At 60.6% G+C, this 25,957-nt stretch carries 25 protein-coding genes (1 of these 25 only partly in view); 21 read left to right on the top strand and 4 right to left on the bottom strand.

The window, feature by feature from the left end:
* Window positions 1-3: 3 nt before the first annotated feature.
* Window positions 4-231, top strand: a complete 228-nt coding sequence (locus GBEM_RS04980) for a DUF3820 family protein (protein WP_012529426.1) — start codon at window positions 4-6, stop codon at window positions 229-231.
* Window positions 232-308: 77 nt separating this feature from the next.
* Here the strand turns inward: GBEM_RS04980 and GBEM_RS04985 are convergent, their stop codons facing one another.
* Window positions 309-800: a BCAM0308 family protein gene (locus tag GBEM_RS04985; protein ID WP_012529427.1), complete on the bottom strand. Its 492-nt coding sequence runs from the start codon at window positions 798-800 to the stop codon at window positions 309-311.
* Window positions 801-1,672: 872 nt separating this feature from the next.
* On the opposite strand from GBEM_RS04985, the gene GBEM_RS04990 reads away from it, so the two are divergent.
* Complete coding sequence (locus GBEM_RS04990; RefSeq protein WP_012529429.1) at window positions 1,673-2,332, top strand: protein-L-isoaspartate(D-aspartate) O-methyltransferase; 660 nt, start codon at window positions 1,673-1,675, stop codon at window positions 2,330-2,332.
* 1 nt (window position 2,333) lies between these two features.
* Here the strand turns inward: GBEM_RS04990 and GBEM_RS04995 are convergent, their stop codons facing one another.
* Window positions 2,334-3,242 (bottom strand): RluA family pseudouridine synthase, encoded by a 909-nt coding sequence (locus GBEM_RS04995; protein ID WP_012529430.1) that lies wholly within the window; start codon window positions 3,240-3,242, stop codon window positions 2,334-2,336.
* A 192-nt stretch (window positions 3,243-3,434) separates the two neighbouring features.
* Window positions 3,435-4,724 carry a phosphopyruvate hydratase gene (gene eno, locus GBEM_RS05000; protein WP_012529431.1) on the bottom strand — a complete coding sequence of 430 codons (1,290 nt, stop codon included), beginning with the start codon at window positions 4,722-4,724 and terminating at the stop codon, window positions 3,435-3,437.
* Between the two features lie 246 nt (window positions 4,725-4,970).
* On the opposite strand from eno, the gene GBEM_RS05005 reads away from it, so the two are divergent.
* From GBEM_RS05005 to ftsH, 16 genes are all read left to right on the top strand, one after another.
* A complete protein-coding gene (locus GBEM_RS05005) occupies window positions 4,971-7,340 on the top strand; it encodes an HD family phosphohydrolase (protein WP_012529432.1) in 2,370 nt (789 codons plus the stop codon).
* Window positions 7,327-7,692 (top strand): rRNA maturation RNase YbeY, encoded by a 366-nt coding sequence (gene ybeY, locus GBEM_RS20615; protein ID WP_264175530.1) that lies wholly within the window; start codon window positions 7,327-7,329, stop codon window positions 7,690-7,692. Before GBEM_RS05005 ends, ybeY begins: the two co-directional genes overlap by 14 nt.
* Window positions 7,693-7,710: 18 nt before the next feature.
* On the top strand, window positions 7,711-8,418 hold the full coding sequence (locus GBEM_RS05010) for a diacylglycerol kinase (RefSeq protein WP_012529434.1): 708 nt from the start codon (window positions 7,711-7,713) through the stop codon (window positions 8,416-8,418).
* Between the two features lie 45 nt (window positions 8,419-8,463).
* Entirely contained in the window at window positions 8,464-9,327 is an 864-nt protein-coding gene (locus tag GBEM_RS05015) for a hemolysin family protein (protein WP_012529435.1), read from the top strand.
* Window positions 9,328-9,338: 11 nt separating this feature from the next.
* On the top strand, window positions 9,339-10,862 hold the full coding sequence (gene lnt / locus GBEM_RS05020) for an apolipoprotein N-acyltransferase (RefSeq protein ID WP_041263011.1): 1,524 nt from the start codon (window positions 9,339-9,341) through the stop codon (window positions 10,860-10,862).
* Between the two features lie 86 nt (window positions 10,863-10,948).
* A protein-coding gene (prfB, locus tag GBEM_RS05025; RefSeq protein ID WP_012529437.1) for a peptide chain release factor 2 occupies window positions 10,949-12,065 on the top strand; the annotation gives its coding sequence in 2 pieces (ribosomal slippage) (window positions 10,949-11,017 and window positions 11,019-12,065; 1,116 coding nt in all).
* A gap of 16 nt (window positions 12,066-12,081) precedes the next feature.
* The gene (locus tag GBEM_RS05030; RefSeq protein WP_012529438.1) at window positions 12,082-12,891 is read left to right on the top strand and encodes an NlpC/P60 family protein; all 810 of its coding nucleotides are present in this window, start codon (window positions 12,082-12,084) and stop codon (window positions 12,889-12,891) included.
* A 145-nt stretch (window positions 12,892-13,036) separates the two neighbouring features.
* On the top strand, window positions 13,037-14,278 hold the full coding sequence (locus GBEM_RS05035; RefSeq protein ID WP_012529439.1) for a DUF1015 domain-containing protein: 1,242 nt from the start codon (window positions 13,037-13,039) through the stop codon (window positions 14,276-14,278).
* A 53-nt stretch (window positions 14,279-14,331) separates the two neighbouring features.
* Complete coding sequence (locus tag GBEM_RS05040) at window positions 14,332-14,799, top strand: FKBP-type peptidyl-prolyl cis-trans isomerase (RefSeq protein WP_012529440.1); 468 nt, start codon at window positions 14,332-14,334, stop codon at window positions 14,797-14,799.
* A gap of 96 nt (window positions 14,800-14,895) precedes the next feature.
* Window positions 14,896-15,834 carry a hypothetical protein gene (locus GBEM_RS05045; protein ID WP_012529441.1) on the top strand — a complete coding sequence of 313 codons (939 nt, stop codon included), beginning with the start codon at window positions 14,896-14,898 and terminating at the stop codon, window positions 15,832-15,834.
* Between the two features lie 124 nt (window positions 15,835-15,958).
* Entirely contained in the window at window positions 15,959-17,242 is a 1,284-nt protein-coding gene (locus tag GBEM_RS05050) for a class II fructose-bisphosphate aldolase (protein ID WP_012529442.1), read from the top strand.
* An 82-nt stretch (window positions 17,243-17,324) separates the two neighbouring features.
* Entirely contained in the window at window positions 17,325-17,699 is a 375-nt protein-coding gene (locus GBEM_RS05055) for a PilZ domain-containing protein (protein WP_012529443.1), read from the top strand.
* Entirely contained in the window at window positions 17,689-18,495 is an 807-nt protein-coding gene (locus GBEM_RS05060) for an HD domain-containing protein (protein ID WP_012529444.1), read from the top strand. Before GBEM_RS05055 ends, GBEM_RS05060 begins: the two co-directional genes overlap by 11 nt.
* 51 nt (window positions 18,496-18,546) lie before the next feature.
* Window positions 18,547-19,515, top strand: a complete 969-nt coding sequence (locus GBEM_RS05065) for a Tim44 domain-containing protein (RefSeq protein WP_012529445.1) — start codon at window positions 18,547-18,549, stop codon at window positions 19,513-19,515.
* Window positions 19,516-19,631: 116 nt separating this feature from the next.
* Complete coding sequence (gene cas6, locus GBEM_RS05070; protein ID WP_012529446.1) at window positions 19,632-20,501, top strand: CRISPR system precrRNA processing endoribonuclease RAMP protein Cas6; 870 nt, start codon at window positions 19,632-19,634, stop codon at window positions 20,499-20,501.
* Window positions 20,502-20,647: 146 nt separating this feature from the next.
* Window positions 20,648-22,498 carry an ATP-dependent zinc metalloprotease FtsH gene (gene ftsH / locus GBEM_RS05075; protein ID WP_012529447.1) on the top strand — a complete coding sequence of 617 codons (1,851 nt, stop codon included), beginning with the start codon at window positions 20,648-20,650 and terminating at the stop codon, window positions 22,496-22,498.
* A gap of 90 nt (window positions 22,499-22,588) precedes the next feature.
* Here ftsH and GBEM_RS21925 read toward each other — a convergent pair whose 3' ends face one another.
* Window positions 22,589-22,714: a hypothetical protein gene (locus GBEM_RS21925; RefSeq protein ID WP_264175531.1), complete on the bottom strand. Its 126-nt coding sequence runs from the start codon at window positions 22,712-22,714 to the stop codon at window positions 22,589-22,591.
* 168 nt (window positions 22,715-22,882) lie between these two features.
* Here GBEM_RS21925 and malQ point away from each other — a divergent pair, with 168 nt between their 5' ends.
* The 3 genes from malQ to GBEM_RS21190 all read left to right on the top strand — a co-directional run.
* A complete protein-coding gene (gene malQ, locus GBEM_RS05080; protein WP_041262659.1) occupies window positions 22,883-24,370 on the top strand; it encodes a 4-alpha-glucanotransferase in 1,488 nt (495 codons plus the stop codon).
* 113 nt (window positions 24,371-24,483) lie between these two features.
* The gene (locus GBEM_RS05085; protein ID WP_012529450.1) at window positions 24,484-25,767 is read left to right on the top strand and encodes an O-acetylhomoserine aminocarboxypropyltransferase/cysteine synthase family protein; all 1,284 of its coding nucleotides are present in this window, start codon (window positions 24,484-24,486) and stop codon (window positions 25,765-25,767) included.
* Window positions 25,768-25,802: 35 nt separating this feature from the next.
* A protein-coding gene (locus tag GBEM_RS21190) for a hypothetical protein (RefSeq protein ID WP_012529451.1) crosses the window boundary here: on the top strand, window positions 25,803-25,957 show its 5' portion. 139 nt of this gene lie beyond the right edge of the window; only the first 155 of its 294 coding nucleotides appear in the window; it begins with the start codon at window positions 25,803-25,805; its stop codon lies beyond the right edge, outside the window.

Below are 25,957 nucleotides of genomic sequence, written 5' to 3' on the forward strand. Positions count from 1 at the left end.
AGATTGGAGGATCTGGTCCCTGACCCTAGGTATCTGCTCCGGCTGGCGAAGACGACCATGCCTTACGGGAAGTACCTTGGAACCCTCCTGGTTGATCTCCCGGAGCCTTACCTAGTGTGGATGCGCCAGAAAGGGTTTCCCGCGGGAGAACTGGGCGCCATGCTGCAGTGCATTTACGAGGTGAAGGTGAACGGGCTGGAATACCTGTTCGACCCCTTACGCAGGCGATAACAAAAAGCAAAAAGCCCCTCTTGCCGTGGCAAGGGGGGCTTTTTGCAATGTGGATCGGAAGAGCTGCAGGCCGAAAGCTAACGCTTCCACGCCACCCGGACCATGCGCTGGTCGTGGCTCCATTGGTAGTGAAGCTCGCCTCGCTGAGACTTGTAGATCTCCCTACCTATCTTTTGGGCCAGCTTGTCCTCGGTAGTAGTAACCGTGATCTGGCCGTCCTCGTCCTTGATCTCCATGATGCGCCCCAGCGGGTTTTTCTCGCGGTGCTTGGACTCCTGCTGCTTGATGCTGTTAAGTATCTCCTCCTTATGCTGCGCCAGGTAAGGGCCGGACAGCGTCACCACTCCCGCCGGGTCCTCCCCTTGGATGCGCTGGCAGGCCGGGCAGAACACCTCGCCGCTATGCGCGCCGGGGGTGGTTTCAATCTGCCATCTCTTGTTGCGGTAGACTATGCCGCACCCCTTGCACACGGTTCCCTCCTGGAGTCCACCCTTGGGCAGGTAAGGCTCCAAGCTCCGGACCGCCCTTTGTCCCTTTTCCTCCATGGTTATTCTGGCACCTCGTGGCATGGCTACCTCCATATCGCGTTAGATTCCTTTAAAGCCACCACAGTATAGCATCCCGATCATACCCCGCATTTTGCCGCCCGAAATTTCATGCCCAGGTCGATCGATCTTTCGGATGGGGCCCCTCGGTCGGCCCAGCTTCCCGGACCTTTTCTCAGATACCGTACAAGTTGTCCCGGTTTGAGCCGCGGTAACCGGGGCATGTCCCGGTGCGGAGTGGAAACGAAAAAAGGCCCAGTGAATGAAATCACTGGACCTTTTCCCCAGAAATATAACTGGCGCTTAACCGCGGAGAATCCTTTACACATATCCGTCGGTGGGAACGATTGCAGGTGGTGTCGATGCGCATGCTCTCTACTGACCATGCCACCCGTTGCACTCCGTTTACTCCCCCTTTTTGAAGCGGTTTAAACGCGCATGGCGGATGTGATTATTTTAGGCCAATCGGCTTGATCTCCTTAAGCGCCAGTTATGAGCTCCAAAGTACGGTAGAGGTTGGTGAGACCACGCTCTTTTGTGAAGCATCTCCCCGGAAAACGCTTTAGGTAATTCCTTTTACTTCAGGGAATTGCACACCGCGTCTGAAACCTGGGAAATTGTAAGTGTGGAATAATCAGGGTACCTCATGCTGCCTCTGTACCTATACTCCAGAGCTATTTCAAAGACCTCTTTGCTATGATTTTAGTCTACGCTCGCCCCTAAAAAGAGTCAACAACTTGAATGGGCGACGCTTCCGTATAAGATTAGATGCCGCTAAAGCTGTTCGGGGTTCATCTGATGCCAGAATGGCGGCTGTTGAAATCGGGCTGTGACTGTCAGGCCAGCCCCGTTGTCTGCCGATTGCTGTATGTTACCATTTGCACCTTGGAGGAGGTATGACTGTCGACCCGAAAAGAGCGATGGAGGCCAGGAAGGAGCGGATGTTGAGCGAGCACCTTGCCGCGCGGGGGATTCGCGACGCGGCCGTAATGCAGGCGATGCGGGAGGTTCCCAGAGAAGCCTTTCTCCCCTTGGGGATGGAACTTTTTGCCTACGACGACGGTCCGCTCCCCATAGCGGAGGGGCAGACCATCTCGCAGCCCTACATCGTCGCCTACATGATTGAGGCGCTCGAGTTGCTGGGCAGGGAGCGGGTGCTCGAGATCGGCACCGGTTCAGGCTATGCCGCGGCGGTTCTTAGCCGTTGCGCCGCCCAGGTCTACACGGTGGAGCGCATCCCCTCCCTGGCCGCGGGGGCGCGGGCGAGGCTCAAAGAGCTTGGCTACGGCAACGTCACCGTCCATCTCGGAGACGGCACACGGGGGTGGCTGGAACACGCGCCCTACGACGCCATTGTGGTGACTGCGGGGGCGCCCGAGGTGCCGCGCGAGTTGCTGGACCAGCTGGCGCCCTTGGGGAGACTGGTGATACCGGTCGGCCCCACCCAGCACCTGCAGGAGCTGGTGCTGGTGCGCCGGACGCGTGACGGGCATTTCCGCCATGAGCAGCTCTGCCCGGTTCGCTTCGTGCCGCTGATCGGCGAGCACGGCTGGTGAGCTAGGCGGGGAGGGGGCCTGCTGCCGGCAGCTGGTGCATGGTGTCGAGCAGGTCCTTCTCGCTCACGGCGCTGTAGCGCGACACGAGCCGCATCAACTGCTCCGATAGCGGGGCCGGGATGTTGACCTCTTCGCGGGTCGCCGGGTGCACCAGGGTCGTCTTGAAGGAATGCAGGGCGTGCCCGGTGAAGCCGGTCAGAGCCCTCCCGCCGTAGCGTTTGTCCCCCAGGATCGGGTGACCGATCATTTTGAAATGCTGCCTGATCTGATGCATGCGACCCGTGATCGGGTAGACCGCCAATAGCGAAACCCCGCCCCCATGAAAGAGCCTCAGGTAACTTGTCTGCGATTCCTTTCCGTCCAACGGCGCATCGATCACACCCTGCTTCTGGAGCTTTCCTTCCACCAGCGCCAAGTAGAGCTTGCCCAGTCCCTCTTCCTGGACCATCTTGCCGAACATCCCCGCGGCCACAGCGCTCTTGGCGAGGATGATGGCTCCCGAAGTCCCCTTGTCCAAGCGGTTCACCGGCCGGAGCCTGCCGACGCCGTCGCGCTTTTGCAGCAGCGCCTCGGCGAGGTCCACCAAGTTCACCTCGTCCGGGTCCTCGGTCCGGTGCACCGACAGCCCCGGCGCCTTGTTGAGCGAGATGATCCAGCTGTCCTCGAAGAGTATGTCGAGCTCCGGGGTGAGCCGCGCCAGGAAGGCCGCGGTCTTGGAGCTCTCCTTCAACGTGACCTGGTCGGCGAACCTGAGTAGCTGAGCCGCTTCGACGGGGGAGCCGTTCACCTTGACGTGTCCGGAGCTGATCAGCTTTTTGAGGTAGGAAAATTGGGCGGTCGGCAGCAGGTTGCGCATGAAGCTGTCCATGCGCCTGCAGTGGTCTTTGGCGTCTATCTGGTAGGTTAACATGCGGCGGAGTATACCCTCATGAGCAACAAGGCGCAAGGGAATCCCCGTGCGCCTACCGGCTTTGGGGCACCCGCTTCCAGAGGGAGGCTTCAAGCCCGGGCGAGCCGCTGCTGCAAAAACGCCGCGGGCGGAAAACAAAAGGGCGCCCCCCGTCTGGAGGCGCCCCTTTTGTCAGCTATGAATGGAACCCGATTACTTCTTGATGTTGTAGAAGACCTCGTGCCCGCGGAACTGCGCAACATCGTCCAGCTCGTCCTCGATCCTGAGGAGCTGGTTGTACTTGCAGACGCGGTCGGTGCGGCAGAGCGAACCGGTCTTGATCTGGCCCGCGTTAACCGCCACTGCCAGGTCGGCAAGGGTGGTGTCCTCGGTCTCGCCGGAGCGGTGCGAGATGACGCAGGTGTAGCCGGCGCGCTTGGCCATCTCGATGGCGTCGAGGGTCTCGGTCAGGGTGCCGATCTGGTTCAGCTTGATCAGGATGGAGTTGGCGATCCCTTTCTTGATCCCTTCCTTGAGGATGGAGGGGTTGGTGACGAACAGGTCGTCGCCCACGATCTGGATGCGTTTGCCGAGGCGGTCGGTGAGCTTTTTCCAGCCGTCCCAGTCGTTTTCGGCCATGCCGTCTTCGATGGAGACGATGGGGTACTTGTTGACGAGGTTCTCGTAGAAGTCGACCAGCTGGTCCGCGGTCTTCTTGGACTCCGCCTCGTTCTCGAGGGTGTAGACGCCGTTTTCGAAGAGTTCGGAAGACGCGACGTCGAGCGCCAAAAGTACTTCTTCGCCCGGCTTGTAGCCGGCCTTGACGATGGCTTCCATGATGACTTCCAGCGCTTCCTCATTGGACTTGAGGTTCGGCGCGAAGCCCCCTTCGTCGCCGACCGCCGTGTTGTACCCTTTGCCCTTGAGGACGCTCTTCAGCGCGTGAAAAATCTCCGCGCCCATCCTGAGAGCTTCCTTGAAGTTGGCGGCGCCGGCGGGCATGATCATGAATTCCTGGATGTCGACGTTGTTGTCGGCGTGGGCCCCGCCGTTGATGATGTTCATCATGGGCAGCGGCAGCTCTTTTGCGTTGCATCCGCCGATGTACTGGTACAGCGGCACTCCGACTTCTTCCGCTGCGGCCTTGGCTACGGCCAGGGAAACGCCGAGGATGGCGTTGGCGCCCAGGCGGCTCTTGAATTCGGTGCCGTCGAGCTCCAGCATCTTCTTGTCGATCCCAACCTGGTCGGTCGCATCCATGCCGGTGATCTCGTCGGCGATGATGTCGTTAACGTTGGAGACAGCCTGTTCCACGCCTTTGCCGAGGTAGCGCCCCTTGTCGCCGTCACGCAGCTCCAGTGCTTCGCGCTCGCCGGTCGATGCGCCGGACGGAACCGCAGCCCTTCCCATAACGCCGGAATCCAGGAATACCTCTACTTCAAGCGTAGGATTCCCCCTGGAATCAAGGATCTCTCTGGCATAAACGTCGGTTATCTGGCTCATCTGTTCCCCCTAGGTTGAATTAAATTACGAAGAGACTACGACGCCCCCTCTTAATTGAGTTCCGTTATATAACATTTCTGCACCTAAATGGAAGGGACTTTTGTAAAATTTTGCTAACTTGCTGTCAGAGCTGCTGTTCCCAAGGTTTTTGGTTTAGATTGACAGTAATCCGGCATTAGATATATATTGTCCCCTTGCGTGCCAACCTGCAGCCTCTGTCCTCATGACACGGGAACTATAGATATAATGCCCACCGAAAGCGGCGACAAAAAACAGAAGAGCTCACTCATCCGGCTCTGTGACAGCTGGTTGGAAGCAGTTGCCCAAGGCTTCTCCTGTGACAAGTATGAAAAGCGCAGCCGCTTTATCATGCTCTTCCTCACAGCTTTATTCCTCACCCTGCTCATCATCCCGAGTCCGCAGTTCCTCACGGTCAACTACCGCGAAGGCGACATCGCTACTTCGGATATCCGCGCCACCCAGGATTACCTCATCGAGGATCTCCTGCTCACCGAGAAAAAGCGCGCCGAGGCCGAGGCCGTGGCCCCGTTTATCTACAGTCTCGCCCAAAACGGAAACATAGACCTGGTGCGCCGCTTCGAGGAGGCGCTGGAACTCATGCGCGACTCCGGGCAGGGGGAGGCGCGCCGCAACGCCATCGCCGGCGTCCTGGGGGTCGACATCTCGACACAGGAGTTCGGGGCGCTGTCGCGGATCAGGCAGGAGCGGGCCTTTCTCTCCGATCTGGGAAGGCAGCTCGCCCCCGTTTACCGTCATCGCATCGTCGCCGACCGCTCCAATTTCGCCGCCGATCTGCGCCACGGCATCGTGGTCCTGGACGAGACCACAAGGCAGGAAGTGGCGGGTGGGGACTACTCCTCCAGCATCGACCTCCCAGCGGCCAGGCGCGCCTTTCGCGGCGTCTACCTGACCCAGGGCGCCTCGGCGCATGACCTCGAGATTCTCAAGGGGGTGGCGCAGCGGATGATCGCCCCCAACCTGAGCTTCGACCGCAACTTAACCGACGACAAGAAAAGCGAGGCGCGCGCCGCGGTGCGCCCGGTCCTTTTCAAGATGAAGCGCGGCGAGATGATCGTCCGGGTCGGGGAGCGGGTCACCTCCGAACAGGCGATGAAGCTGGAGAAGATCTACAAGGCGAAGAACCGCGCCCCGGTCCTCACCGGGCTCGGCATCTTCGGGCTGGTCGTCGTGCTCTGCTACGTCCCGTTTCGCTTCGGCCGCAAGAACATCCGCAAGTTCAGCCCGAGCAACAAGGACATCCTGCTTTTGTCGCTCTTGACGGTGGGGAACTTCGCGGTGCTGAAGCTGGTCTCCGCCGTTTCCACCGCCATGGGGGGACTCTTCCCCAGCATCGACACCGCGAGCTACTTCTACGTCTTCCCCTTTGCCGCCAGCGCCATCATCGTCAGGATCATCCTCAACTCCGAGGTAGCGCTGGTTTACTGCGCCGTCACCGCCCCCCTCACCGGCATCATGCTGAACAACTCGCTGCTGGTGGTGATCTACGCCCTCTTGGGGGGGATCGTGGGAGCCCACGGCGTGCGCCAGTGCAAGGAGCGCGGGACCATCTACAGCGCCGGTTTCAAGGTGAGCGTGGTCAACATGGCGCTAGCCGTCTGCTTCTACGTCTACAGCGACAGCCATTTCTCGCTGCAGACCGTTTACTGCGTAGCCTTCGCCCTTCTGGGGGGCCTCATCAACGCGGTCTTCGCCTCGGGAACCATCCCGCTCATCGAGGCGCTCTTCCAGTACACGACGGACGTGAAGCTCCTCGAACTCGCCAACCTCAATTCGCCGCTTTTGCGCGAGCTGATGATCCGCGCCCCCGGGACCTACCACCATAGCGTGCTCGTGGGGAACATGGTGGAGGCGGGAGCCGAGGCGATCAACGCGAACCCGCTCCTGGCCCGCGTAGCCGCCTACTACCACGACGTCGGCAAGCTCAAGAAGCCGCAGTACTTCATCGAGAACATCCGCGACGGCGAGAACCGCCACGACAAGCTCTCACCGAGCATGAGCGCGCTGATCCTCATCTCGCACATGAAGGAAGGGGTGGAACTCGCCAAGGAGCACCGGGTAGGGCAGCCGATCATCGAGATCATCCGCCAGTCCCACGGCACCTCCCTGATCAGCTACTTCTACCTGAAGGCGAAGGGACTGGAGACCCCGGGCGCGCCGCCGGTTGAGGAGCGGGACTTCCGCTACCCCGGCCCCAAGCCGCAGACCAGGGAAGCCGGCCTCGTGCTCCTGGCGGACTGCGTAGAGGCCGCCTCGCGCACCCTCACCGACCCGACCCCCGCCAGGATCCAGGGGATGGTGCAGAAGATCATCAACAACATCTTCATCGACGGGCAGCTCGACGAGTGCGAACTGACGCTCAAGAACCTGCACGAGATAGCGAAGAGTTTCAACCAGATACTTGCCGGGATCTACCACCAGCGCATAGACTACCCGGAGCCGGCCTACAAGGAGAAGAACATTGTCAAGAAGTGCCCAGAGGATTGCGATAGCGAACCGCCAAAGGCGGATCCCGGTCGGGACGACGGCGTTGCGAAAGGTGGCGCAGAGGATCTTAGACGCCTTGGGATGTCCTGAGGCCGAACTCTCCATCAGCATCGTCGGCGACCGCGCCATCAGGGTCATCAACCGCGATTACCTGGGGCGGGACAAGGCAACCAACGTGATTTCGTTCGCCATGCAGGAAGGGGAGTTCGGTGCAGTAAACCCGGAACTGCTGGGGGACGTGGTGATCTCGGTGGACACCGCAGCGCGCGAGGCGGAGGAGGCGGGGGAAACCTTCCTAAGCCGCCTCTACTTCCTGCTTATGCACGGCATCCTGCACATCACCGGCTACGATCACGAAAGAAGCGGCGAGGCTGAGGCGGCCCGCATGGAGGCGAAGGAACGCGAGATCTTCGCCCTCTTGGTCGGGGAAGGTCTTGTCTAGCGTCCGCAGGGGGAAGCGATGAAGCCCACGAGCTTCGTCGAATCGGTGAACTGCGCCATAGAGGGAATCCTCTACACGGCGCGGACGCAAAAGCACATGCGGCACCATTTTCTGGCCGCGTTGGTGGTGCTGGTCGCCGCCCTCCTCTTGCGGGTCACCCTGCTGGAGTTCATGCTGCTGGCGCTCGCCATCAGCTTCGTGCTTTTTGCCGAGCTTTTGAACACCGCCATCGAGGTGGTGGTGGACATGATCTCCCCGGAGTTCAACCCCATGGCCAAGCTTGCCAAGGACGTAGCGGCGGGCGCGGTTCTCGTGGCTGCCTTCGGGACGGCGATCATGGGATACCTGGTGCTGTCGAAGTACATTTTCCCGGTGGAAAAGAGGTTGCTTGCCATGGTCGGAACCGGTTCGGAGCTGGGGATCCTTGTCTCCGTGATCCTGGTGCTCATCGCCGTCATCATACTGAAGGGGGTGACCGGCAGCGGCACGCCGCTCAAGGGGGGAGTCCCCAGCGGCCACTCGGCGGTCGCCTTCTCCATCGCCACCTCGGTCACCCTGCAGACCCAGGACCCGCTCATCGCGCTTTTGTGCCTGATACTCGCCCTCATGGTGAGCCACTCAAGGCTTTTGCTGAAGATCCACACGGTGCGGGAACTCGTGTACGGCGCGCTCACCGGCATCTCGATCACCGTGGCGGTGAACCTGCTATTCAACGCCTTCGCCTGAGAGGGAAGATCAAACGGTTAACGCAACAACGGAGGAGAAACGTCCTTGGAAGAGGATAACGGAAGCAAGGGGCAGGGCTTGATCGAGTCCCTCACCAGGCTCTTGTACGGCAAGAAGCGGGTCACCGAGGCCGAGATCCAGGAGATGATGGACGCCGGCGAGGAAGAAGGGGTCATCAACCAGGAGGAGAACGCGATGATCCGTTCCATCCTGGGCCTGGGTGACTCCATGGTGCGCGAGATCATGCTGCCGCGCATGGAGATGTCCTGCGTCTCCATCGAGGACGAGGTGAGCGAGGTGCTGAAATCCATCATCGCCTCCGGCCATTCCCGCCTCCCTGTCTACGAAGGAACCATCGACAACGTGATCGGCCTCATCTACGCCAAGGACCTGCTGAGGTACTGGGGGGAGCCGGACCACGCGATTGAGCTTAGAAAGCTGATCCGCCCGCCGTTTTTCATCCCCGAGACCAAGAACCTGGAGGAGTTGCTGCACGACTTCAAGAAGCGGCGGGTGCACATGGCTGTCGTCATCGACGAGTACGGCGGCACGGCCGGGCTCGTCACCATCGAGGACCTCTTGGAGCAGATCGTGGGGGACATCCAGGACGAGTACGACCTGGAGACCGAGCGGCTGTCGGTGCAAGCGGACAACTCCATCGTGGCCGACGGCAGGCTCCCCATCGAGGAGCTGCAGGAGCATTTCGACGTGGTGGTGGAGAAGGACAAGTTCGAGACGGTGGGGGGGCTCATTTTCCATCTCACCGGGCGCATCCCCGCCGCCGGAGAGGTGATCGAGAGCGACGACCTGGTCTTGACCGTGCTGGAGGCTGACGACAGGCGCATCGCCAAGGTGCATATCGCCAGGCGCGAGGCGCGGCCGCAGGACAAGGAGTCCGAGGCGCCGTGAGAAAAAGCAAGATGAACCTTGGGAGGTCTGCTGCGGGGCGCTACCTGCTGGCGCTTCTTTCCGGGGGGATGCTGGCGCTGGCATTCCCGGAGCCGGGCATCTCGGCTTTGGCCTGGATCGCTTTCGTGCCGCTGTTTCTGGCCGCAGCCGGCGCTTCACCGGGGGAGGGCTTCAGGCTCGGTTTCACCGCCGGTTGCGCCGCCTATGCCGGCATCCTTTACTGGCTGAACATAGTGATGACTACCTACGGGAAGCTCCCCCTGGCCGCGAGCGTCGCCCTTTACCTGGCGCTGGCAGGCTACCTGGCGCTCTACCCCGGGATCGTCGTCTGGCTTACGCGGCGCTGCGAGTCGAAGCGGATAGGGCTGATGCTCTCGTTCCCTTTTTTGTGGGTGGCGGGGGAGCTCGTCCGCTCCTATCTTCTCACCGGTTTCCCCTGGGCCAACCTCGGCTATTCGCAGTACCGGACCCTGCCGTTGATCCAGATCAGCGACCTCACCGGGGTTTACGGGGTCAGTTTCCTGGTCGCCTTCGCCAACGTGGTTTTCTACCGGATCTGGGTATCCATGCGCCACAGGGAGCGCTATCCGGTGACGGGCCTGTTGGCGCTGCTGGTGCTGATCGCAGCCACCATGGGGTATGGCGTCATCGCGCTCAGCCGCCCGGAGAAGGGGGAGCTGCAGCGGGTCCTCATGGTGCAGGGGAACATCCGTCAGGAACAGAAGTGGGACCCCGCCTTCCAGCAATCGACCGTGGCGACCTACGAGCGGCTCACCCGCAAGGGTGCGCAAAGCCCCGGCACCCTGGTGGTCTGGCCCGAGAGCGCGCTTCCCTTCTTCCTGCAGTCGGAGCCTCGCTACGCCGCGCGGGTTAAGGCCCTGGCGGCGGAGCTGAAAAGCTACCTGCTGACCGGGAGCCCCGCCTACGACCAGGAGGGAGAAAAGGTGCGCTACCTGAACAGCGCGTTTCTGATCTCCCCGGCCGGCGTGGTTGCCGGAAGAAGCGACAAGCTGCACCTGGTTCCCTTCGGCGAGTACGTGCCGCTGGCGTCCCTGCTCCCCTTCGTGAACAAGCTGGTGGAGGGGATCGGCGACTTCTCCCCCGGAAAGGGGGCGACACCGCTTAAGACCGGCAACGGGAAGATCGGGGTCCTGGTCTGCTTCGAGGGGATCTTCCCTGAGGTGGCGCGCGCCTACGTGGAAAACGGGGCGACCATGCTGGTGAACATCACCAACGACGCCTGGTTCGGGCGCTCTTCCGCTCCCTATCAGCATCTCTCCATGACGGTGTTCCGGGCCGTCGAGAACCGGGTTCCGCTGGTGCGCGCGGCGAACACCGGGATCTCCTCGGTGATAGACAGCAAGGGTCACATCCGGGGCATGACCCCGCTCTTCGAGGAGGCGACCCTTTCCGGGGAGGTGAGGATGGGGACCGGCGGCACCTTTTACAGCCGCTACGGCGACATCTTTGCGCTCCTTTGCCTGGGGACCGGCATCGCGCTCGGCGCGGCCTGCTTCAGAAAGAAACGCTTTTAGCTGCAGCGCCACCTGTAGAAGCGGCACCAGCCGCTGCAACCAAACGCACTCCCCTTGGGGGATTAAAGAGAGATAAGGAGAATCAGATGTTCAGAGAAGAAATTGCCAAGGTAGAAGAACTCACCGAGCGTATTGACAAGCTCCGGGGGTCTCTTTGAAGTAGATGACAAGAAGGAGCGGATGCAGGAACTCGAGGAGCTGACCTCCCGCCCGGATTTCTGGAACGATGCGGAAAACGCCCAGAAGGTGCTCAGGTCCAGGACCGCGATGGAAAAGGACGTCACCACCTGGGAGAGCCTCGACAAACAGGCGCGGGACATAAAGGAGCTGATCGAGCTGGGGAGCGAGGAGCAGGACGAGGCGACCCTGGCCGAGGTAGCCGCCATGAACGCGCAGCTGGAGACCGGGGTGTCCCAGGCGGAATTCCGCAGGATGCTTTCCGGCCCCCACGACGCCTCGGGGGCCTTCGTCTCCATCAACTCCGGGGCGGGGGGGACCGAGTCCCAGGACTGGGCCGAGATGTTGTTGCGGATGTACCTGCGCTACTGCGAGAAGAAGGGGTGGAAGACCGAGATCACCGATTACCAGGAAGGCGACGGCGCCGGGGTAAAGGGGGTCACCTTCGCGGTCACCGGCGAATTCGCCTACGGCTATTTGAAGGCCGAGGCGGGAATCCACCGGCTGGTGCGCATCTCCCCCTTCGACAGCTCCGCCCGGCGCCACACCTCGTTCGCCTCGGCTTTCGTCTTCCCGGTAATCGAGGAGGAAGACATCGAGATCAAGATCGCCGAGAGCGACCTGCGCATCGACACCTACCGTTCCAGCGGCGCCGGCGGGCAGCACGTCAACACCACCGACTCCGCCATCAGGATCACCCACATCCCCACCGGGACCGTGGTCGCCTGCCAGAGCGAGCGGAGCCAGCACATGAACAAGGCCACCGCCATGAAGGTGCTGCGCTCGAAGCTCTACGAGATGGAGCTGCGCGAGCGGGAAGCAAAGGCGTCGGACATAGCGGGTGAGAAGAAGGAAATCGGCTGGGGGAGCCAGATCCGCTCCTACGTGCTGCACCCGTACAAGATGGTGAAGGACCTGCGCACCGGTGTGGAGAGCGGCAACCCGGACGCCGTCCTCGACGGTTCCCTCGACGACTTCGTGGTCCCGTACCTTATGGGAGTGCGCCGGGAGACCAAGGATATTTAGGGTAAGGATTCATCCAATGTTCAAAAAAATTCACGTACTGGCCATCTGCCTGATGCTCCTGGCGCCGGCTGCCACCGGATGCGCCGCCCAGCGCGCAGGACTTTCCAGCGTAGGCTATGCCATCCAGGTCGGGGCCTTCTCCGACGTCAAAAACGCCGAGCGCGTCACCCGCAAGCTGCAGGAGCAGGGGATCGAGGCTTTCTACTTCAAGAAGGAGAACGGCATCTACGCCGTGCGCTTCGGCGACTTCCCCCGCCGCGAGGACGCGAGGAAGGTGGCCCAGAAGCTGGTGAAGGACCGGGTGGTAACCTCGTATTTCATCGCCACGCCGCAGGCCGAGCGGACCCCGGCGGTCCGCGAGCCCTCGCTGCACAAGACACCCTCTCCCTCCATCGCCAAGCCGCCGGCGCTGCCTAGAAAAACCGAGGAATCCGTGGCCAAGCGCGACAGAAGCGACATGGGGGGGATCGCCGCCCGCACTGCCGAGCGCTTCGTCGGGATCCCGTACCGTTGGGGCGGGGATACCGTCGTCGACGGCATGGACTGCAGCGGCTTCGTGCGCGCCGTCTACAACCTGTGCGGCGTCAACATCCCCCGTACTTCACGGGAGCAGTACCGCGTGGGGGACGTGGTGGGGCGGGATGAGTTGAAGGACGGCGACCTGGTATTTTTCGGCGGCTCCCCCGAGGAGATCAACCATGTGGGGATCTTCGTCGGCAACGGCCGTTTCGTCCACGCCCCGCGCAGGGGTGACGACATCAAGGTGAGTTCCATGGACGAGTCGTACTTCCAGAAGCGATTTATCGGCGCTAAAAGGTATTTTTAAGGAAAAGCCGCGTCATGCCGATAGGTTAATCGTAAGCCGCGCCGCTTGCGTCCGAACCTTGCGTTTCGGACAGAGAGTGGCGCGCAAAACCGGGCGCGGCGCCAAGAACATAGAAGGTAGAAAAGAAGCTAAGACAGGAGCAGTTATGGCATTTATCAAACCGTTCAAAGCGGTACGCCCGAAGAAGGAGCTGGCCGAGAAAGTGGCCGCTCTCCCCTATGACGTCATGAACACCGAAGAGGCCATCGCGATGGCCGCCGGGAACCCGATGAGCTTTCTGCACATCTCCCGCCCCGAGATCGACCTGCCGCAGGGGACCGATGTCCACTCCGAAGGGGTCTACGTCAAGGGACATGAAAACCTGAAGGGTTTCCTGGCGCAGGGTGTGCTGGTTCAGGACGAAAGCGAGCAGTATTACGTCTACCGCCAGAAGATGGGGGGGATCACCCAGACCGGCTTGGTCGTCTGCGCCGGGGTGGATGACTATCAAAGCGGCACCATCAAGAAGCACGAGCTGACCCGCGCCGACAAGGAAGAGGACCGGGTGAAGCATATCGACGTTTTGAACGCCAACGACGAGCCGGTCTTTTACACCTACCGCAACAACCCCGGCATCACCCGGACCATTGAAGAGGTCACCAAGGGGGAGCCGGTCTACGATTTCACCACCGACGACGGCGTCTCCCATGCCCTTTGGACCATCGCCGACCGCGCCCTCATCGACTCCCTGACCAGCAGCTTCGCGGCCATCCCGACCCTCTACGTCGCCGACGGCCACCACCGGAGCGCCGCGGCGAGCCGGGTGCGCGACCTCAGGAAGAACGCCAACGATAAGCACACCGGCAGCGAAGAGTACAACTACTTCCTCACCGTGATCTTCCCGGACAACGAGATGACCATCATGCCCTACAACCGCGTGTTGAAGGATCTCAACGGGCGGAGCGTGGCCGAGTACATGGCCCGGGTCGCGGAGCGCTTCGAGGTTACCCCGGTCTGCGGCCCGGTGAAGCCGGGCGAGCGGCACCAGTTCGGCATGTTCCTGGCCGGGAAGTGGTACGAACTCGTTCCCCGCGAGGAGTCCTTTTCCGAGACGGACCCGGTGGCGTCGATGGACGTCTCCATCCTCCAGGACAACCTGCTCAACCCGGTCCTCGGGGTGCGCAACCCGCGCACCGACCAGCGCATCCATTTCGTGGGGGGGATCCGCGGGGTTGAGGAGCTGGAGAGGGTGGTGAATTCCGGAGAATACGAGGTCGCCTTCTCGCTCTTCCCGACCTCCATCGAGGAGCTTATGTCGCTGGCCGACGTGGACAAGATCATGCCGCCCAAGTCGACCTGGTTCGAACCCAAACTCAGAAGCGGTCTGTTCATCCACATGCTCGACTAGAAAAACTGCTGTTCTCACCGACAAGAAGAACAAGACACAGACGGAGGAAGTAGATGCGCAACGTAGAGAAGTTCATCGTCGTTTTGCTGCTCCTGGCTGCAGTAGCCATTCCCGCATGTTCCCAGAAAGAGGCGAAGCCGGTGACGGAAAAGGCCGCCGAGAGCAAGGCCCCCGCCGGCGCGACGGTGACTGCTTCCGGGCTCTCCTATACCGATATCGTTAAAGGTACCGGCGCCGCTCCCACCTCCGGGAAGATGGTGACCGTGCATTACACGGGCGTCTTGGAAAACGGCACCAAGTTCGACAGCTCCGTCGATCGCGGCCAGCCCTTCAGCTTCCGCATCGGTGCGGGCGAGGTGATCCCCGGGTGGGACGAAGGTGTCATCTCCATGAAGGTCGGCGGCAAAAGAAAGCTGGTCATCCCGCCGCAGCTTGGTTACGGCGCGTCAGGGGCCGGCGGGGTGATTCCCCCGAACGCCACGTTGATCTTCGATGTGGAACTGCTGGACGTAGGGAAGTAGAGCTTTTACGGCTCTTGCAATGACCTTTCGGTCCTGTAGATTTGTCATCTGTGTTTTTTGCCGGTGATCCTACAGGGTTTCATTGCGAGGTGCCGCATGCGCTTTTTGCCTTTTGCCCTTATCCTGCTCTCCCTGCCGCTTTGCGGACAGGCCCTGGCCGGACAGAAGAGTGTCACCTATTTCCTGGACGGCGCCCGGGTGGAGCAGGAGCTATCCGCCGCTAACGGCTATGTGGAACTCCCTCTCCCCGACAACTTCGCCCCGGGCTCGTTGCGGGTGAAGCCGGTGTCCGGCGGGGGGGTGCTCCGGGTGGAACTGGTGTCGGCGCAAAAGGAGCGGCGGCGTGCCGGGGAGATAGCGCGCCTGAAGGAGCGCAAGGCCGAATTGCAGGACCGCATGGCAGTCCTGGAAAGGCGCGAGGAGATCTTCAGCGCGGCGGCCAAGTCGCAAAGCGGCAAGGCGCCGAGAAAGACCAAGGCGAACCCCGATCCGCTTGGGTCCCTGCAGCAGGGAACGGACTTCGCGCTGAGCCAGATGGAGTCGGTGTACCGCAGTAAGCGCAAGTGCCGCAACAACCTCGAAGAGGTGGAACGGCAGCTCGCCGCGGCCGCCAAGGGAGTGGCCGCCGCAAGGATCTGGCTGGCCGGAGGCAAGGCGCGGGTCAGCTACCTTTTGCAGGACGAGCGCTGGACGCCCTGCTACGACCTTCGCGTCTCCGGAGAAGGTAGCGGGGAATTGCTGCTGCACGCGAAGCTCCCCCGGCGCGAAAAGGGGGTGCAGTACGCCGTCTCCCGGGGAACCGTTGCGGAAGCCGTAAAAGCGCAGACGGTACGGGGGGAATATCCCACGCTGTCGCGCTACGCGCTGCAAGCGGTGGTGGGGGCGGAAAAGGGATCGCCTCCCTCGCGCCTCTCCTTTACCGCCGTCGAGGCGGGGCTTCCGCCGGGTGAGGGGTACCTGTTCTGGCAGGGCGAATATCTCGGCGGCGGGAGGTTCACAGGTGGCGGAGCCACGGAATTCTCCTTAGCCAAGTGACTGTACCTGGGACGATCGGAGGGCGCGCGATTCCCGATCTGTCCTTGCCTTTGCATGATTAAGATGTTATAAGGAAGCGGTTTTTGTGATGAATTGACTACAATCCCAGTGAGAAGGAGGAGATATGCCCGTAACGTCTTCAGATTTCGTCAAAGCCCTCGAAGTAGGCCGTCCCCCCAACGTCGCGAAGCTTTTCCCCAATTCCAAGGCTTTGCTGGTCAGCGGCAAGGTGATCGATCGCGCCATGAACGCCAAGGGGCACGCGCTCGCACTGGCAGCCAACGGCAGGAATCACTTCGTCATCCGCGGCGTACTGGCTGCGGCACAAAGGGCCAACGCCGCCGTCCTCATCGAGATTGCCAAGTCCGAGGGGGGCCAGAAAGCGTATTGCCCCGTGAACTACTGGAACATGGCCCGCCAGGTCGACGCCGTCGCCAACGAACTCGGCATCACCATTCCGGTCGCCATCCATGCCGACCACTACGGCATCAAGGGTGAGGGGGACATCAAGTCGGCGAAGGTCGAGATCCCCAGCATGTTCGACGCCGGCATCACCTCCATCGCCATCGACGCCTCCCACCTCCCCGACGAAGAGAACCTCCTGGCGAACCTGGAGCTGAACCAGTTCATCCCGGCCTGGGCCGGCCTTGAGACCGAGGTAGGCGAGATCAAGGGTAAAGAGGGGCTTTCCACCGTGCCCGAAGCGCTTTTCCTGATCAAGGGACTGAACGCCCACGGCGTCTTCCCGGACTGGATCGCCCTCAATAACGGCACCACCCACGGGATCGAGGCGTCCGACGCCGGCATCCAGGTGGAACTGACCGCCGAAATCCACGAGGCCATCAAGCAGTACGGCGTGAACGGCGCCCAGCACGGCACCTCCGGCAACAGCTACGACAGGCTGCGCCAGATCGCCCAGAAGACCCGCACCACCAAGGCCAACGTCGCCACGGCGCTGCAGTTCATCTCCTGGGGGCTCGAGGTCAACGACTACGGCAACGCCAAGCTCGACGCGAACGGCAACTTCATCAAGGTGAAGGGCGAGGGGATGACCGAGGAGCTTTGGACCGAAATGGTCGCCTTCGCCGATTCCAAGGGGTGGAAGAAGGGGGATTACAAAAACCTCAACCTCCCGTTCGAAAACAAGCTCCTGGCACAGCCCAAGGAGGCGCGTGACAGGATGGCCAAGCGGGTCGAGGATTTTGCCTACAAGCTCATCACCGAGGTATTCAACTCCGGCGATACCGCGCCGCTTGCCGTCGATGCCATTTTGAAAGCCGGCTCTTACGACCTAGGCCCCAAGGGTAAGCGCGTCGAGGATCCGGCACAGTGGACCAAGGAAATGCTCCCGAAGCAGGCTGCCGGGCTTTCCAGGGATAAAGGACCTGCAGGCAACTTCGAAGACTAAAAAGCCGTAGTTGCAGCGAAGCGGAACACGAGGGGGGCGCCGCGCCCCCCTTTTTTGACTGGGTGTCCGAAAGGGGATCACGATGAAAGACAGACGCAATTTTTCTCGGGTCGAGTTCAGGGTTTCGGCGTTGCTGCAGGCAGAGGGTGTGGCGATAAAGGGCGAGGTTACGGACGTAAGTCTGCACGGTCTCTACATGGAGACCGATGAGCAGATACCGATGGGGAGTCCTGTGGAGATCACCATCTACCTTTCCGCGACCACCGAGCCCGTCGTCATCAACGTGAAAGGGACAGTGGCAAGGCTGGTGCCGGGGGGGATCGGGTGCGCCTTCGACAAGATGGACATCGAATCCTTCGCCCATCTCCGCAGCATCATCTCCTACCAGGGCGGGGACGAGTCCAAGGTCATGGCCGAGTTTTCCGAGTACATCGTCAGGAAGATGCATGATGAGTGACGCGGAGGTTCCGGGTCTGGAACCGCTGCGGGCTTGGTTTGCCTCGTATTGCGATTCCTTCCGCAGCGCGGACCCGGAACAGCAGCGCAACTTCGACCTCAAGGAAAAACATACCCGCAACGTCTGCCTCGCCGCCCGCCGCATCGCGCAGGGGGAGAGCCCGAGGTTCTGCACGCTGGCGGAGGTGGCCGCCGTTTGCCATGACCTGGGCCGCTTCCCCCAATTCAGGGACTACCACACCTTTAAAGACAGCGATTCCGTGAACCACGCCCATCTCTCGGCCCAAGTGGTTAAGCAGCGCGCCCTGCTCGATTTCCTCCCTCGTGAGGAGCGGGAAGCTGTGGAGATAGCGGTACGGCTGCATAACGCCTTCGAGGTCCCGGCCGGACTTCCCCCTGAAACGGAAAAACTGCTGCGTCTGCTGCGCGATGCCGACAAGCTCGACATCTGGCGCGTCTTCATCGAGTACTTCGAAACTCCGGAAGAGGAGCGCCCCTCCGCCGCCGGCCTCGGGTTTCCGGACCTGCCGGGGTGCTCTCCCGAAGTGATGGATGCGGTGAGAAAAGGGAAGATGGTGCACCTCTCCAGCCTGAGGAGCCTGAACGACTTCAAGCTCCTGCAGTTGTCATGGATCTACGACATCAACTTCGTCTCGACTCTCAGGCTTATCCGGGAGAGGGGCGTGCTGGAGCAGTTCGCCGCCATCCTCCCCGCTGACGAGGCGGTCGCCGACGTGCTGGCACAGGTGCGGGGATATCTGGAGCGGCGCCTGAAAGAGGGCGCCGGCGCGGCATAGCAACTACCTGAGTGTTCCCTTAAGGTGTCATCGAAAAAAAGGAGCAAAAAAATGAACAGATACCTCGGTCGAAGCGCAATCGTCATGGTTTTGCTGGCAATGGTGCTGCTTGTAGCGGAGCAGAACGCGGATGCCCGCGCTGGCGGCGGACGCTCCTTTGGGAGCAGAGGGAGCCGGAGCTATTCCCGCCCCGTCGCTCCGCCGTCCCAGTCGCCGTCACGTCAGTACGCACCGAGCCCCACCCCAAGTCCCATGACTCCCCCTTACCAGCAGCCCTCGCGCGGCTTCGGCGGCTTTGGCAGGAGCCTCTTGGGCGGGCTCGCCGGGGGCTTCCTGGGAGGGATGCTGTTCAGGTCTCTGGGCTTTGGCGGCGGCATGGGCATGGGGGGCGGCATCGGCCTCTTCGACATCCTGCTTCTGGCCGGCATCGCCTATCTCATCTACCGGATGGTCAAGAAAAAGCGTGAGCCCGAAACAGATGTCTACGGGCAGCGTCCCAACGTGATCGACATCGATCACTATCAGGTCAGCCAGGGAAGTGCGCAGTCCCTGGGATACCAGCAGGCACAGGACGAAGTCGAGGAGGGGCTTTCGCACATTCGTCAGATGGATCCTTCTTTTGACGAAGGCCGCTTCAACGACGCCGTCATGGACATGTTCTTCAAGATCCAGGGGGCCTGGATGAACCGCGACCTCTCCGGCGTCTCCGCTCTTTTCACCGATGAAATGCGGGCCGCCATGCAGGGTGACGTCGATCAACTGCTGCGGGATAAGAGGGTGAACCGGCTGGAGAACATCGCGGTGCGTAACGTGGAGATCTCGGAGGCGTGGCAGGAGAGCGGCAAGGACTTCATCACCGCTCTCATTTATGCCAACCTCCTCGACTACACGACCGACGACGCCACCGGGGCCGTCGTCTCAGGGAGCAAGGCCGACCCGGTCAAATTCGAGGAGTACTGGACCTTCACCAGGACGGTCGGCAACAACCCCTGGAAGCTGAGCGCGATCAACCAGAAGTAACCGCCCCGCCGGATATCGGTTTAAAGCCCCCTCTGAAGGGGACTGGCTCCGCAAGGTGCCGGTCCCCCTTCAGCGAGCTCGCAGCGCGGCTGCGCCCAAAGAAGTGGAGATTATTTGTGGAGCTGCATTACGCCAGGCTGCTGTTCACCTTTACCCTCTCGTCGGATCTTCCTGACCCCCACGCTTTTTTTGTCACCCGCGCCGAGTTCGAGAGCGCCTTCCGTAGTTCTCTTGCCTGCCGCAGGTCCGACTGCGCCGGCTGTCTTTCGGCGGCCCCCTGTCCCTTTCCCGCCACCTTCGGGCAGCAGATAGCCAAGGACCCGGAAGCGGTCCGGCGGCACCAGAAGCCGCCGCTTCCCTTCATCTTCCAGTTCCCTGTGCTACCTCCATCCCCTAACCGCGGCACGAACCATCAGCTGGCGCTACACCTGGTCGGTAGCGCGGTTCAGCATGTCTCCTCTTACCTTTGTGCGGTGCGGGTTCTCGTGGAATCCAGGAAAGGGCGTGTCTTGCGGGTGGAAGCGGAGGCTCCGGGAGGAGGGCGTACCCCGATTGACGCTGCCGGCGGCGTCCCGCTGCTCAGTTCCCAGGATCCGGTGCTGGCAGGACCGCTTTCGACGGAGACGGTGACCCTGCAGTTGCTCACCCCGCTGAAACTCGTCAATGAGGGAAGGCTGCTGAAGACCTTCACCTTTGCCCAATTCGCGCGGTCGCTGATGCGCCGCATCTCCTCGCTTGCTTATCATTACGAGGGGGCGGAGCCGTCCCTCGATTACCGCTGGCTGTCCCAGAGCAGCGAAGCCGTGGAAACCCTCGAGTACGGCTGCCGGCTGGTCTCGTGGAACGGCCGCCCGGCGGGGATCGCCGGAACCGCGGTATTTGGCGGCGATCTCGAGCCGTTTCACCTGCTCTTGCAACTTGGGATGGCCACCCATCTCGGCAAGGGGGCTTCATTTGGCTTTGGCTCTTACCGCGTAAAGAGTTGAGCCTTTTCCTGCCGCTTTAAGACCCCACTGCCGCACCGCAACGCGATTAGAACCCCTGCTAGAGCAGATTAATCTCTTGTAATGATAGTTATCTCAGCTAGAATTCGGTGGTATTTTAACGTTAGTACCACTACAGGAGCCTGTTCATGGGACAAGGCATCTGGAAACCCCTGATGATCGCCGCATTGTTCGTGCTGTTGGTCGACCTGTTCTACGGTGCCGTCGTGAAGCCGACGGCGGAGCGTGGCGCCGACATCAGCTACACCCGTTTCCGGGACGAGGTGGCAGCGAACAACGTGACCAAGGTCACGCTCAGGGGGAAGAACGTCAAAGGGCAGTTCCGCAATCAGGTCAAGGTTCCCGCGGCCACCGTCGATGAAAAGGGGGGGACCGTCAGCGTCTCCAACTTCACCACCACATTGCCGTCTATAGAAGATATGACCCTATTGCCCGAGCTTAACAGCAGACGGGTCGACGTCTCGGTCGTTTCCACGGAAGGGTCAACGATGGGAACCTTGTTCCTGTACCTCCTGCCGTGGCTCATCATCCTCGGGGTCTGGTGGTTGGTGATGCGGGGGATGAGAAAGCAGGGACCGACCGGGATGATGGGCGGGTTTGCCCGCTCCGGCGCCAAGGCATACACCTCCGAGCGTATCGAGGTGACCTTTACGGACGTGGCCGGTATGGAAGAGGCCAAGCAGGAACTGCGCGAGGTGGTGGAATACCTGAAAGAGCCTAAGAAGTTCCAGCAGGTAGGAGGAAAGGTACCCAAAGGGGTGCTGCTGGTCGGGCCTCCGGGAACCGGCAAGACGCTTTTGGCAAGGGCGGTGGCGGGGGAGGCTGGTGTACCCTTTTTCTCCATTTCCGCATCGGCCTTCATAGAGATGTTCGTCGGGGTGGGCGCGAGCCGGGTGCGGGATCTTTTCGCTACGGCAAGGAAATCGCTCCCCAGCATCATCTTCATTGACGAGCTGGATGCCGTCGGCAGGAGCCGTGGAGCTGGTTTCGGCGGTGGGCATGACGAGCGCGAACAGACTTTGAACCAGCTGCTCTCGGAGATGGACGGTTTCGATCCCCACACAGAGTTGGTCGTCATTTCTGCCACCAACAGGCCCGACGTCCTCGATCCTGCCCTGCTTCGTCCCGGGCGCTTTGACCGCACCGTGGTCATAGAGCGGCCGGACTGGCGTGACCGCGAGAAAATCTTGAGGGTTCATACCAAGAAGATCCCGCTGGCAGCCGATGTCGATCTGGGGGTCATCGCCAAGGGAACACCTGGGATGACCGGCGCGGACCTGGAGGGGCTGGTCAACGAGGCGGCGATTCTCACGGCAAGGGAGAACAAGCGCGTTGTCGGACTGGACGAGTTGGAACGGGCGAAGGACAAGCTCCTGATGGGGGGGGAGCGGCACATGGTGATCTCGGACGAGGAACGGCGGATCACCGCCTACCATGAGGCGGGGCACGCTCTGGTGGCGCGTCTTCTTCCCAGCACCGATCCGGTTCACAAAGTAACCATACTGCCGCGGGGGCGTGCTCTTGGGGTAACCCAGCAGTTGCCCGAGGACGATCGTTACCACTACCCGCGCGCCTATCTCGTCAATCGTCTGTGCGTGGCGCTGGGGGGTAGGGTCGCCGAGCGGATCGTCTTCAACGACGTGTCGTCGGGCGCCCAGAGCGATCTGAAGCATGTCACGGAACTGGCCGAAAAGATGGTATGTCAGTGGGGGATGAGCGAGAAGATAGGGCCGATGACCTTTTCCAGGGGAGAGGAGCATCCCTTTCTTGGCATGAAGTTGGCGGAAGAAAAGACCTTTTCCGAAGAGATGGCCTGGTTGATAGACCAGGAGATAGCATCGTTCATCAGGGCTGCCGAAGGGAAATCCGTGGAACTTTTGAGTGCCAATCGGAGCAAGCTAGACGCATTGGCGGCGGCGCTCCTGGAGGAAGAGACCCTTGACGGCCAGCGCGTCGATGAGATTTTGTCGGGAGCGTGAGTCAGGCCGTTCCACGAAGTCCTGGCAGTACATGAGGTCCACCAGGTTCACCAGGTCCACCAGGTCCACAAAGCCGGCCCCTTTCCCCAACTAGTAGATTATGATGTATCCCTTCCTAGTAGCGATCCCGGTAATTTCCAGCGTATCCTTGATCCTGAAGGTCTCTCCGTCCAAGGTGAAAACATAGCCGTCGCCGTCAGCTACGGCGAGTTCCATCAAAGCTTCAAAAGTTGCTGTCTTTATAGTTTCCATGGGCGGCACTATACCATTTGTTGCAGACCTCGTAAACCCTGACAGTGTTGCATTACAACTTATTTATGTCATAGTACTCACTGCTAAAATTCCGTATGACTTTCATTCCTTTTCAATGTTATCGAGGTGTACATGGTGAGACAGAGAAAGAGTGGGGTACTGTTGCACCCCAGCTCGTTGCCAGGAGCCGGAGGCATAGGTTCATTTGGCGAAGAAGCGCGGCGTTTCGTTGACTTTCTGCACAAGTCCGGTCAGTCTCTCTGGCAAATCCTTCCCCTTGGCCCTACCGCCTATGGAAACTCCCCATATTCCTGTTACTCGGCTTTTGCCGGTAACCCCCTTCTGGTCAACCTGGAAGCAGTCCAGGACGATGGGGATCTATTGCCCCAGGAAAATAAGCCCGATCTTTCCACCGACCGGATAGATTTTCCGACGGTCGAAGAGCACAAGCTGGGGCGCTTGAGGGGGGCGGCGGCGCGTTTTTTCGCGGAGGCGACGCAAAAGCGCAAAGAGGAGTTCTGGCAGTTCTGCGATGGCACCTTCTGGCTGCACGATTTCGCGCTCTTCATGGCGCTGAAGGAAGAGTTCAAGGGCGTTAGCTGGAAGGATTGGCCGGATACGCTGGCTAACCGGGAGCCTGCTGCACTTTCCTTCTGGAGCGAGAAATTAGGTACCGCCATCGGCGAGCAGAAGTACCAGCAGTGGCAGTTCGCTCGGCAATGGAAGAAGTTAAAGAGCTATGCGAACGTCCTCGGCATCTCGGTGGTCGGTGACCTGCCGATCTTCGTCGCCTACGATTCCGCGGATGTATGGGCAAATCCGCACCTTTTCCACCTGGATGAGAAGGGGGTCCCCATCGTAGTGGCAGGGGTGCCGCCGGATTACTTCAGCAAGACCGGGCAGCTCTGGGGGAATCCGCTCTATAACTGGGAACAGATGGCCCAGGAAGGGTACGGCTGGTGGATCGCCAGGCTGAGAAACGACCTTTGCCTCTACGACATGGTGCGCATCGATCACTTCCGCGGCTTCGAGGCTTTCTGGGAAGTGCCGATGTGGGAGAAGACCGCGATCAACGGCCGGTGGGTGAAAGGGCCGGGTGAGGCATTGTTCCATGCCTTGCGCAACGCGTTGGGAAATCTCCCCATCATCGCCGAGGACCTCGGCATCATTACGCCGGAGGTGGAAGCTCTCAGGGAACAATTCGGCTTCCCCGGCATGAAGATTCTGCAGTTCGCCTTCGGATCCGGCCCCGAAAATCCATATCTGCCGCACAACCATGTGCGCTCCTGCGTGGTCTATACCGGGACTCACGACAACGATACCACAGCAGGGTGGTTCGATACTCTGAAGACGAAGGAGCAAAAGAACGTGCTGGCTTATTTTGATCGGGACGGAGGCGACATCGTCTGGCAGATGGTGAAATGCGCCCTCGCCTCAGTTGCCGACTATGCCATCATCCCCATGCAGGACCTGCTGGAACTGCCCAGCACCGGCCGGATGAACGTTCCGGGTGTCGCCGGAGGCAACTGGAGCTGGCGATGCCCCGCCGACGCCTTTTCCGGAAGGCTTGCCGCCAAACTCGCACGGGCTACCGAACTTTACGGCAGGTTGCCAGACTAATTTGCTGGAGATGCGGTAGTGAAATTTGTTGACAGCGCGGCTGCAGTTTTTGTATAGAGAATACACCACGTATTCTTTATCAAAGAGCTTCAGAAAAGGACGGGAGAGAACCTATGTCAGAGAATTCATTCGGATTCGATACCCTCGCACTTCATGCCGGCCAGACTGTAGATCCTGCTACCCTGTCCCGTGCGGTTCCCATTTACCAGACATCCTCATATGTCTTCAAGAACTCCGAACACGCCGCCAACCTTTTCGGGCTCAAAGAGTTCGGCAATATCTACACCCGTCTGATGAACCCCACCACCGACGTCCTTGAGAAGAGGGTGGCGGAATTGGATGGCGGTGTTGCAGCCCTCGCAGTGGCTTCCGGTCAGGCAGCCACGACCTATGCAGTGTTGAACATCGCCAGCGCCGGGCAGAACATCATATCCACCAGCTATCTCTATGGCGGTACCTACAACCTGTTCCACTACACTCTGCCGAAACTGGGCATCACCGTGAAGTTCGTCGACTCCTCCGACCCGGAGAACATCCGCAAAGCCATCGATGAGAACACTCGTTTGGTGTACAGCGAGGCCATAGGCAACCCCAAGAATAACGTTGACGACTTCGAGGCCATCGCCAAGGTCGCACACGATGCGGGCATCCCCTATATCGTAGACAACACCGCGGCTACGCCGTTCGTATTCAAACCTCTCGAGCATGGCGCCGATATCGTCGTTTACTCGCTGACCAAATTCCTGGGAGGCCACGGTACCAGCATCGGCGGTTGCGTAGTCGACGGCGGCACCTTCCCGTGGGACAACGGCAAGTTTCCCGAGTTCACCGAGCCGGATCCCTCCTACCACGGCTTGAAGTTCTGGGACGCGTTAGGCAACATCTCCTACATCATCAAGATGAGGGTAGAACTTCTGCGCGACATGGGTGCCTGCATTTCACCCTTCAACGCTTTCCAGATCATCCAGGGGATAGAGACCCTGCATGTCAGGATGCAGCGTCACGTAGAGAACGCGCAAAAAGTTGCCGAATGGCTGGAGCAGAATCCGCTGGTGAGCTGGGTCAACTATCCTGGTCTGCCGAGCCACAAAGACCACGCGAACGCCAAGAAGTACTTGAACGGCGCAGGAGCCATCATCGGGTTCGGCATCAAGGGTGGGCTTGAAGCAGGCATGAAGTTCATCGACAACGTAAAGCTGCTGTCCCACCTGGCCAACATCGGCGATGCCAAGAGCCTCGTGATCCACCCGGCGTCCACCACTCACCAGCAACTCTCCGCAGAAGAGCAGTTGGCAAGCGGCGTGAGCCCCGACTTCATCAGGCTCTCCATAGGCATAGAAGACGTAAAGGACATCATAGCCGACATAGAGCAGGCCCTGAAAGCGGCGCAAGCCTAGGCGCAAGAGTTAGACCAGTAATAGGTGGGGGGGCGATGCGCAAAGCATCGCCCCTTCTGCGTGTACTGAGCCTGTCCATAAAGTCCACCCAGTCCACCCCGTCCATCGAGTCCAAAAAGCAGCCACAGCGCACCGACCGTTGCCCTTTATCACCATTGGAAAAAACAAACAACAAACCCGTTGACGCGGG

Origin of the sequence: Citrifermentans bemidjiense Bem (genome assembly GCF_000020725.1) — a bacterium.
Classification (GTDB): Bacteria; Desulfobacterota; Desulfuromonadia; order Geobacterales; family Geobacteraceae; genus Geomonas; species Geomonas bemidjiensis.

Bases quoted from the DNA above. Each gene is read 5' to 3' on its own strand.
- GBEM_RS04985 (WP_012529427.1), bottom strand. From the start codon at position 800: ATGCCACGAGGTGCCAGAATAACCATGGAGGAAAAGGGACAAAGGGCG.
- GBEM_RS04990 (WP_012529429.1), top strand. From the start codon at position 1,673: ATGACTGTCGACCCGAAAAGAGCGATGGAGGCCAGGAAGGAGCGGATG.
- GBEM_RS04995 (WP_012529430.1), bottom strand. From the start codon at position 3,242: ATGTTAACCTACCAGATAGACGCCAAAGACCACTGCAGGCGCATGGAC.
- eno (WP_012529431.1), bottom strand. From the start codon at position 4,724: ATGAGCCAGATAACCGACGTTTATGCCAGAGAGATCCTTGATTCCAGG.
- GBEM_RS05005 (WP_012529432.1), top strand. From the start codon at position 4,971: ATGCCCACCGAAAGCGGCGACAAAAAACAGAAGAGCTCACTCATCCGG.
- GBEM_RS05010 (WP_012529434.1), top strand. From the start codon at position 7,711: ATGAAGCCCACGAGCTTCGTCGAATCGGTGAACTGCGCCATAGAGGGA.
- lnt (WP_041263011.1), top strand. From the start codon at position 9,339: ATGAACCTTGGGAGGTCTGCTGCGGGGCGCTACCTGCTGGCGCTTCTT.
- GBEM_RS05030 (WP_012529438.1), top strand. From the start codon at position 12,082: ATGTTCAAAAAAATTCACGTACTGGCCATCTGCCTGATGCTCCTGGCG.
- GBEM_RS05035 (WP_012529439.1), top strand. From the start codon at position 13,037: ATGGCATTTATCAAACCGTTCAAAGCGGTACGCCCGAAGAAGGAGCTG.
- GBEM_RS05040 (WP_012529440.1), top strand. From the start codon at position 14,332: ATGCGCAACGTAGAGAAGTTCATCGTCGTTTTGCTGCTCCTGGCTGCA.
- GBEM_RS05045 (WP_012529441.1), top strand. From the start codon at position 14,896: ATGCGCTTTTTGCCTTTTGCCCTTATCCTGCTCTCCCTGCCGCTTTGC.
- GBEM_RS05050 (WP_012529442.1), top strand. From the start codon at position 15,959: ATGCCCGTAACGTCTTCAGATTTCGTCAAAGCCCTCGAAGTAGGCCGT.
- GBEM_RS05055 (WP_012529443.1), top strand. From the start codon at position 17,325: ATGAAAGACAGACGCAATTTTTCTCGGGTCGAGTTCAGGGTTTCGGCG.
- GBEM_RS05060 (WP_012529444.1), top strand. From the start codon at position 17,689: ATGATGAGTGACGCGGAGGTTCCGGGTCTGGAACCGCTGCGGGCTTGG.
- GBEM_RS05065 (WP_012529445.1), top strand. From the start codon at position 18,547: ATGAACAGATACCTCGGTCGAAGCGCAATCGTCATGGTTTTGCTGGCA.
- ftsH (WP_012529447.1), top strand. From the start codon at position 20,648: ATGGGACAAGGCATCTGGAAACCCCTGATGATCGCCGCATTGTTCGTG.
- GBEM_RS21925 (WP_264175531.1), bottom strand. From the start codon at position 22,714: ATGGAACTCGCCGTAGCTGACGGCGACGGCTATGTTTTCACCTTGGAC.
- malQ (WP_041262659.1), top strand. From the start codon at position 22,883: ATGGTGAGACAGAGAAAGAGTGGGGTACTGTTGCACCCCAGCTCGTTG.
- GBEM_RS05085 (WP_012529450.1), top strand. From the start codon at position 24,484: ATGTCAGAGAATTCATTCGGATTCGATACCCTCGCACTTCATGCCGGC.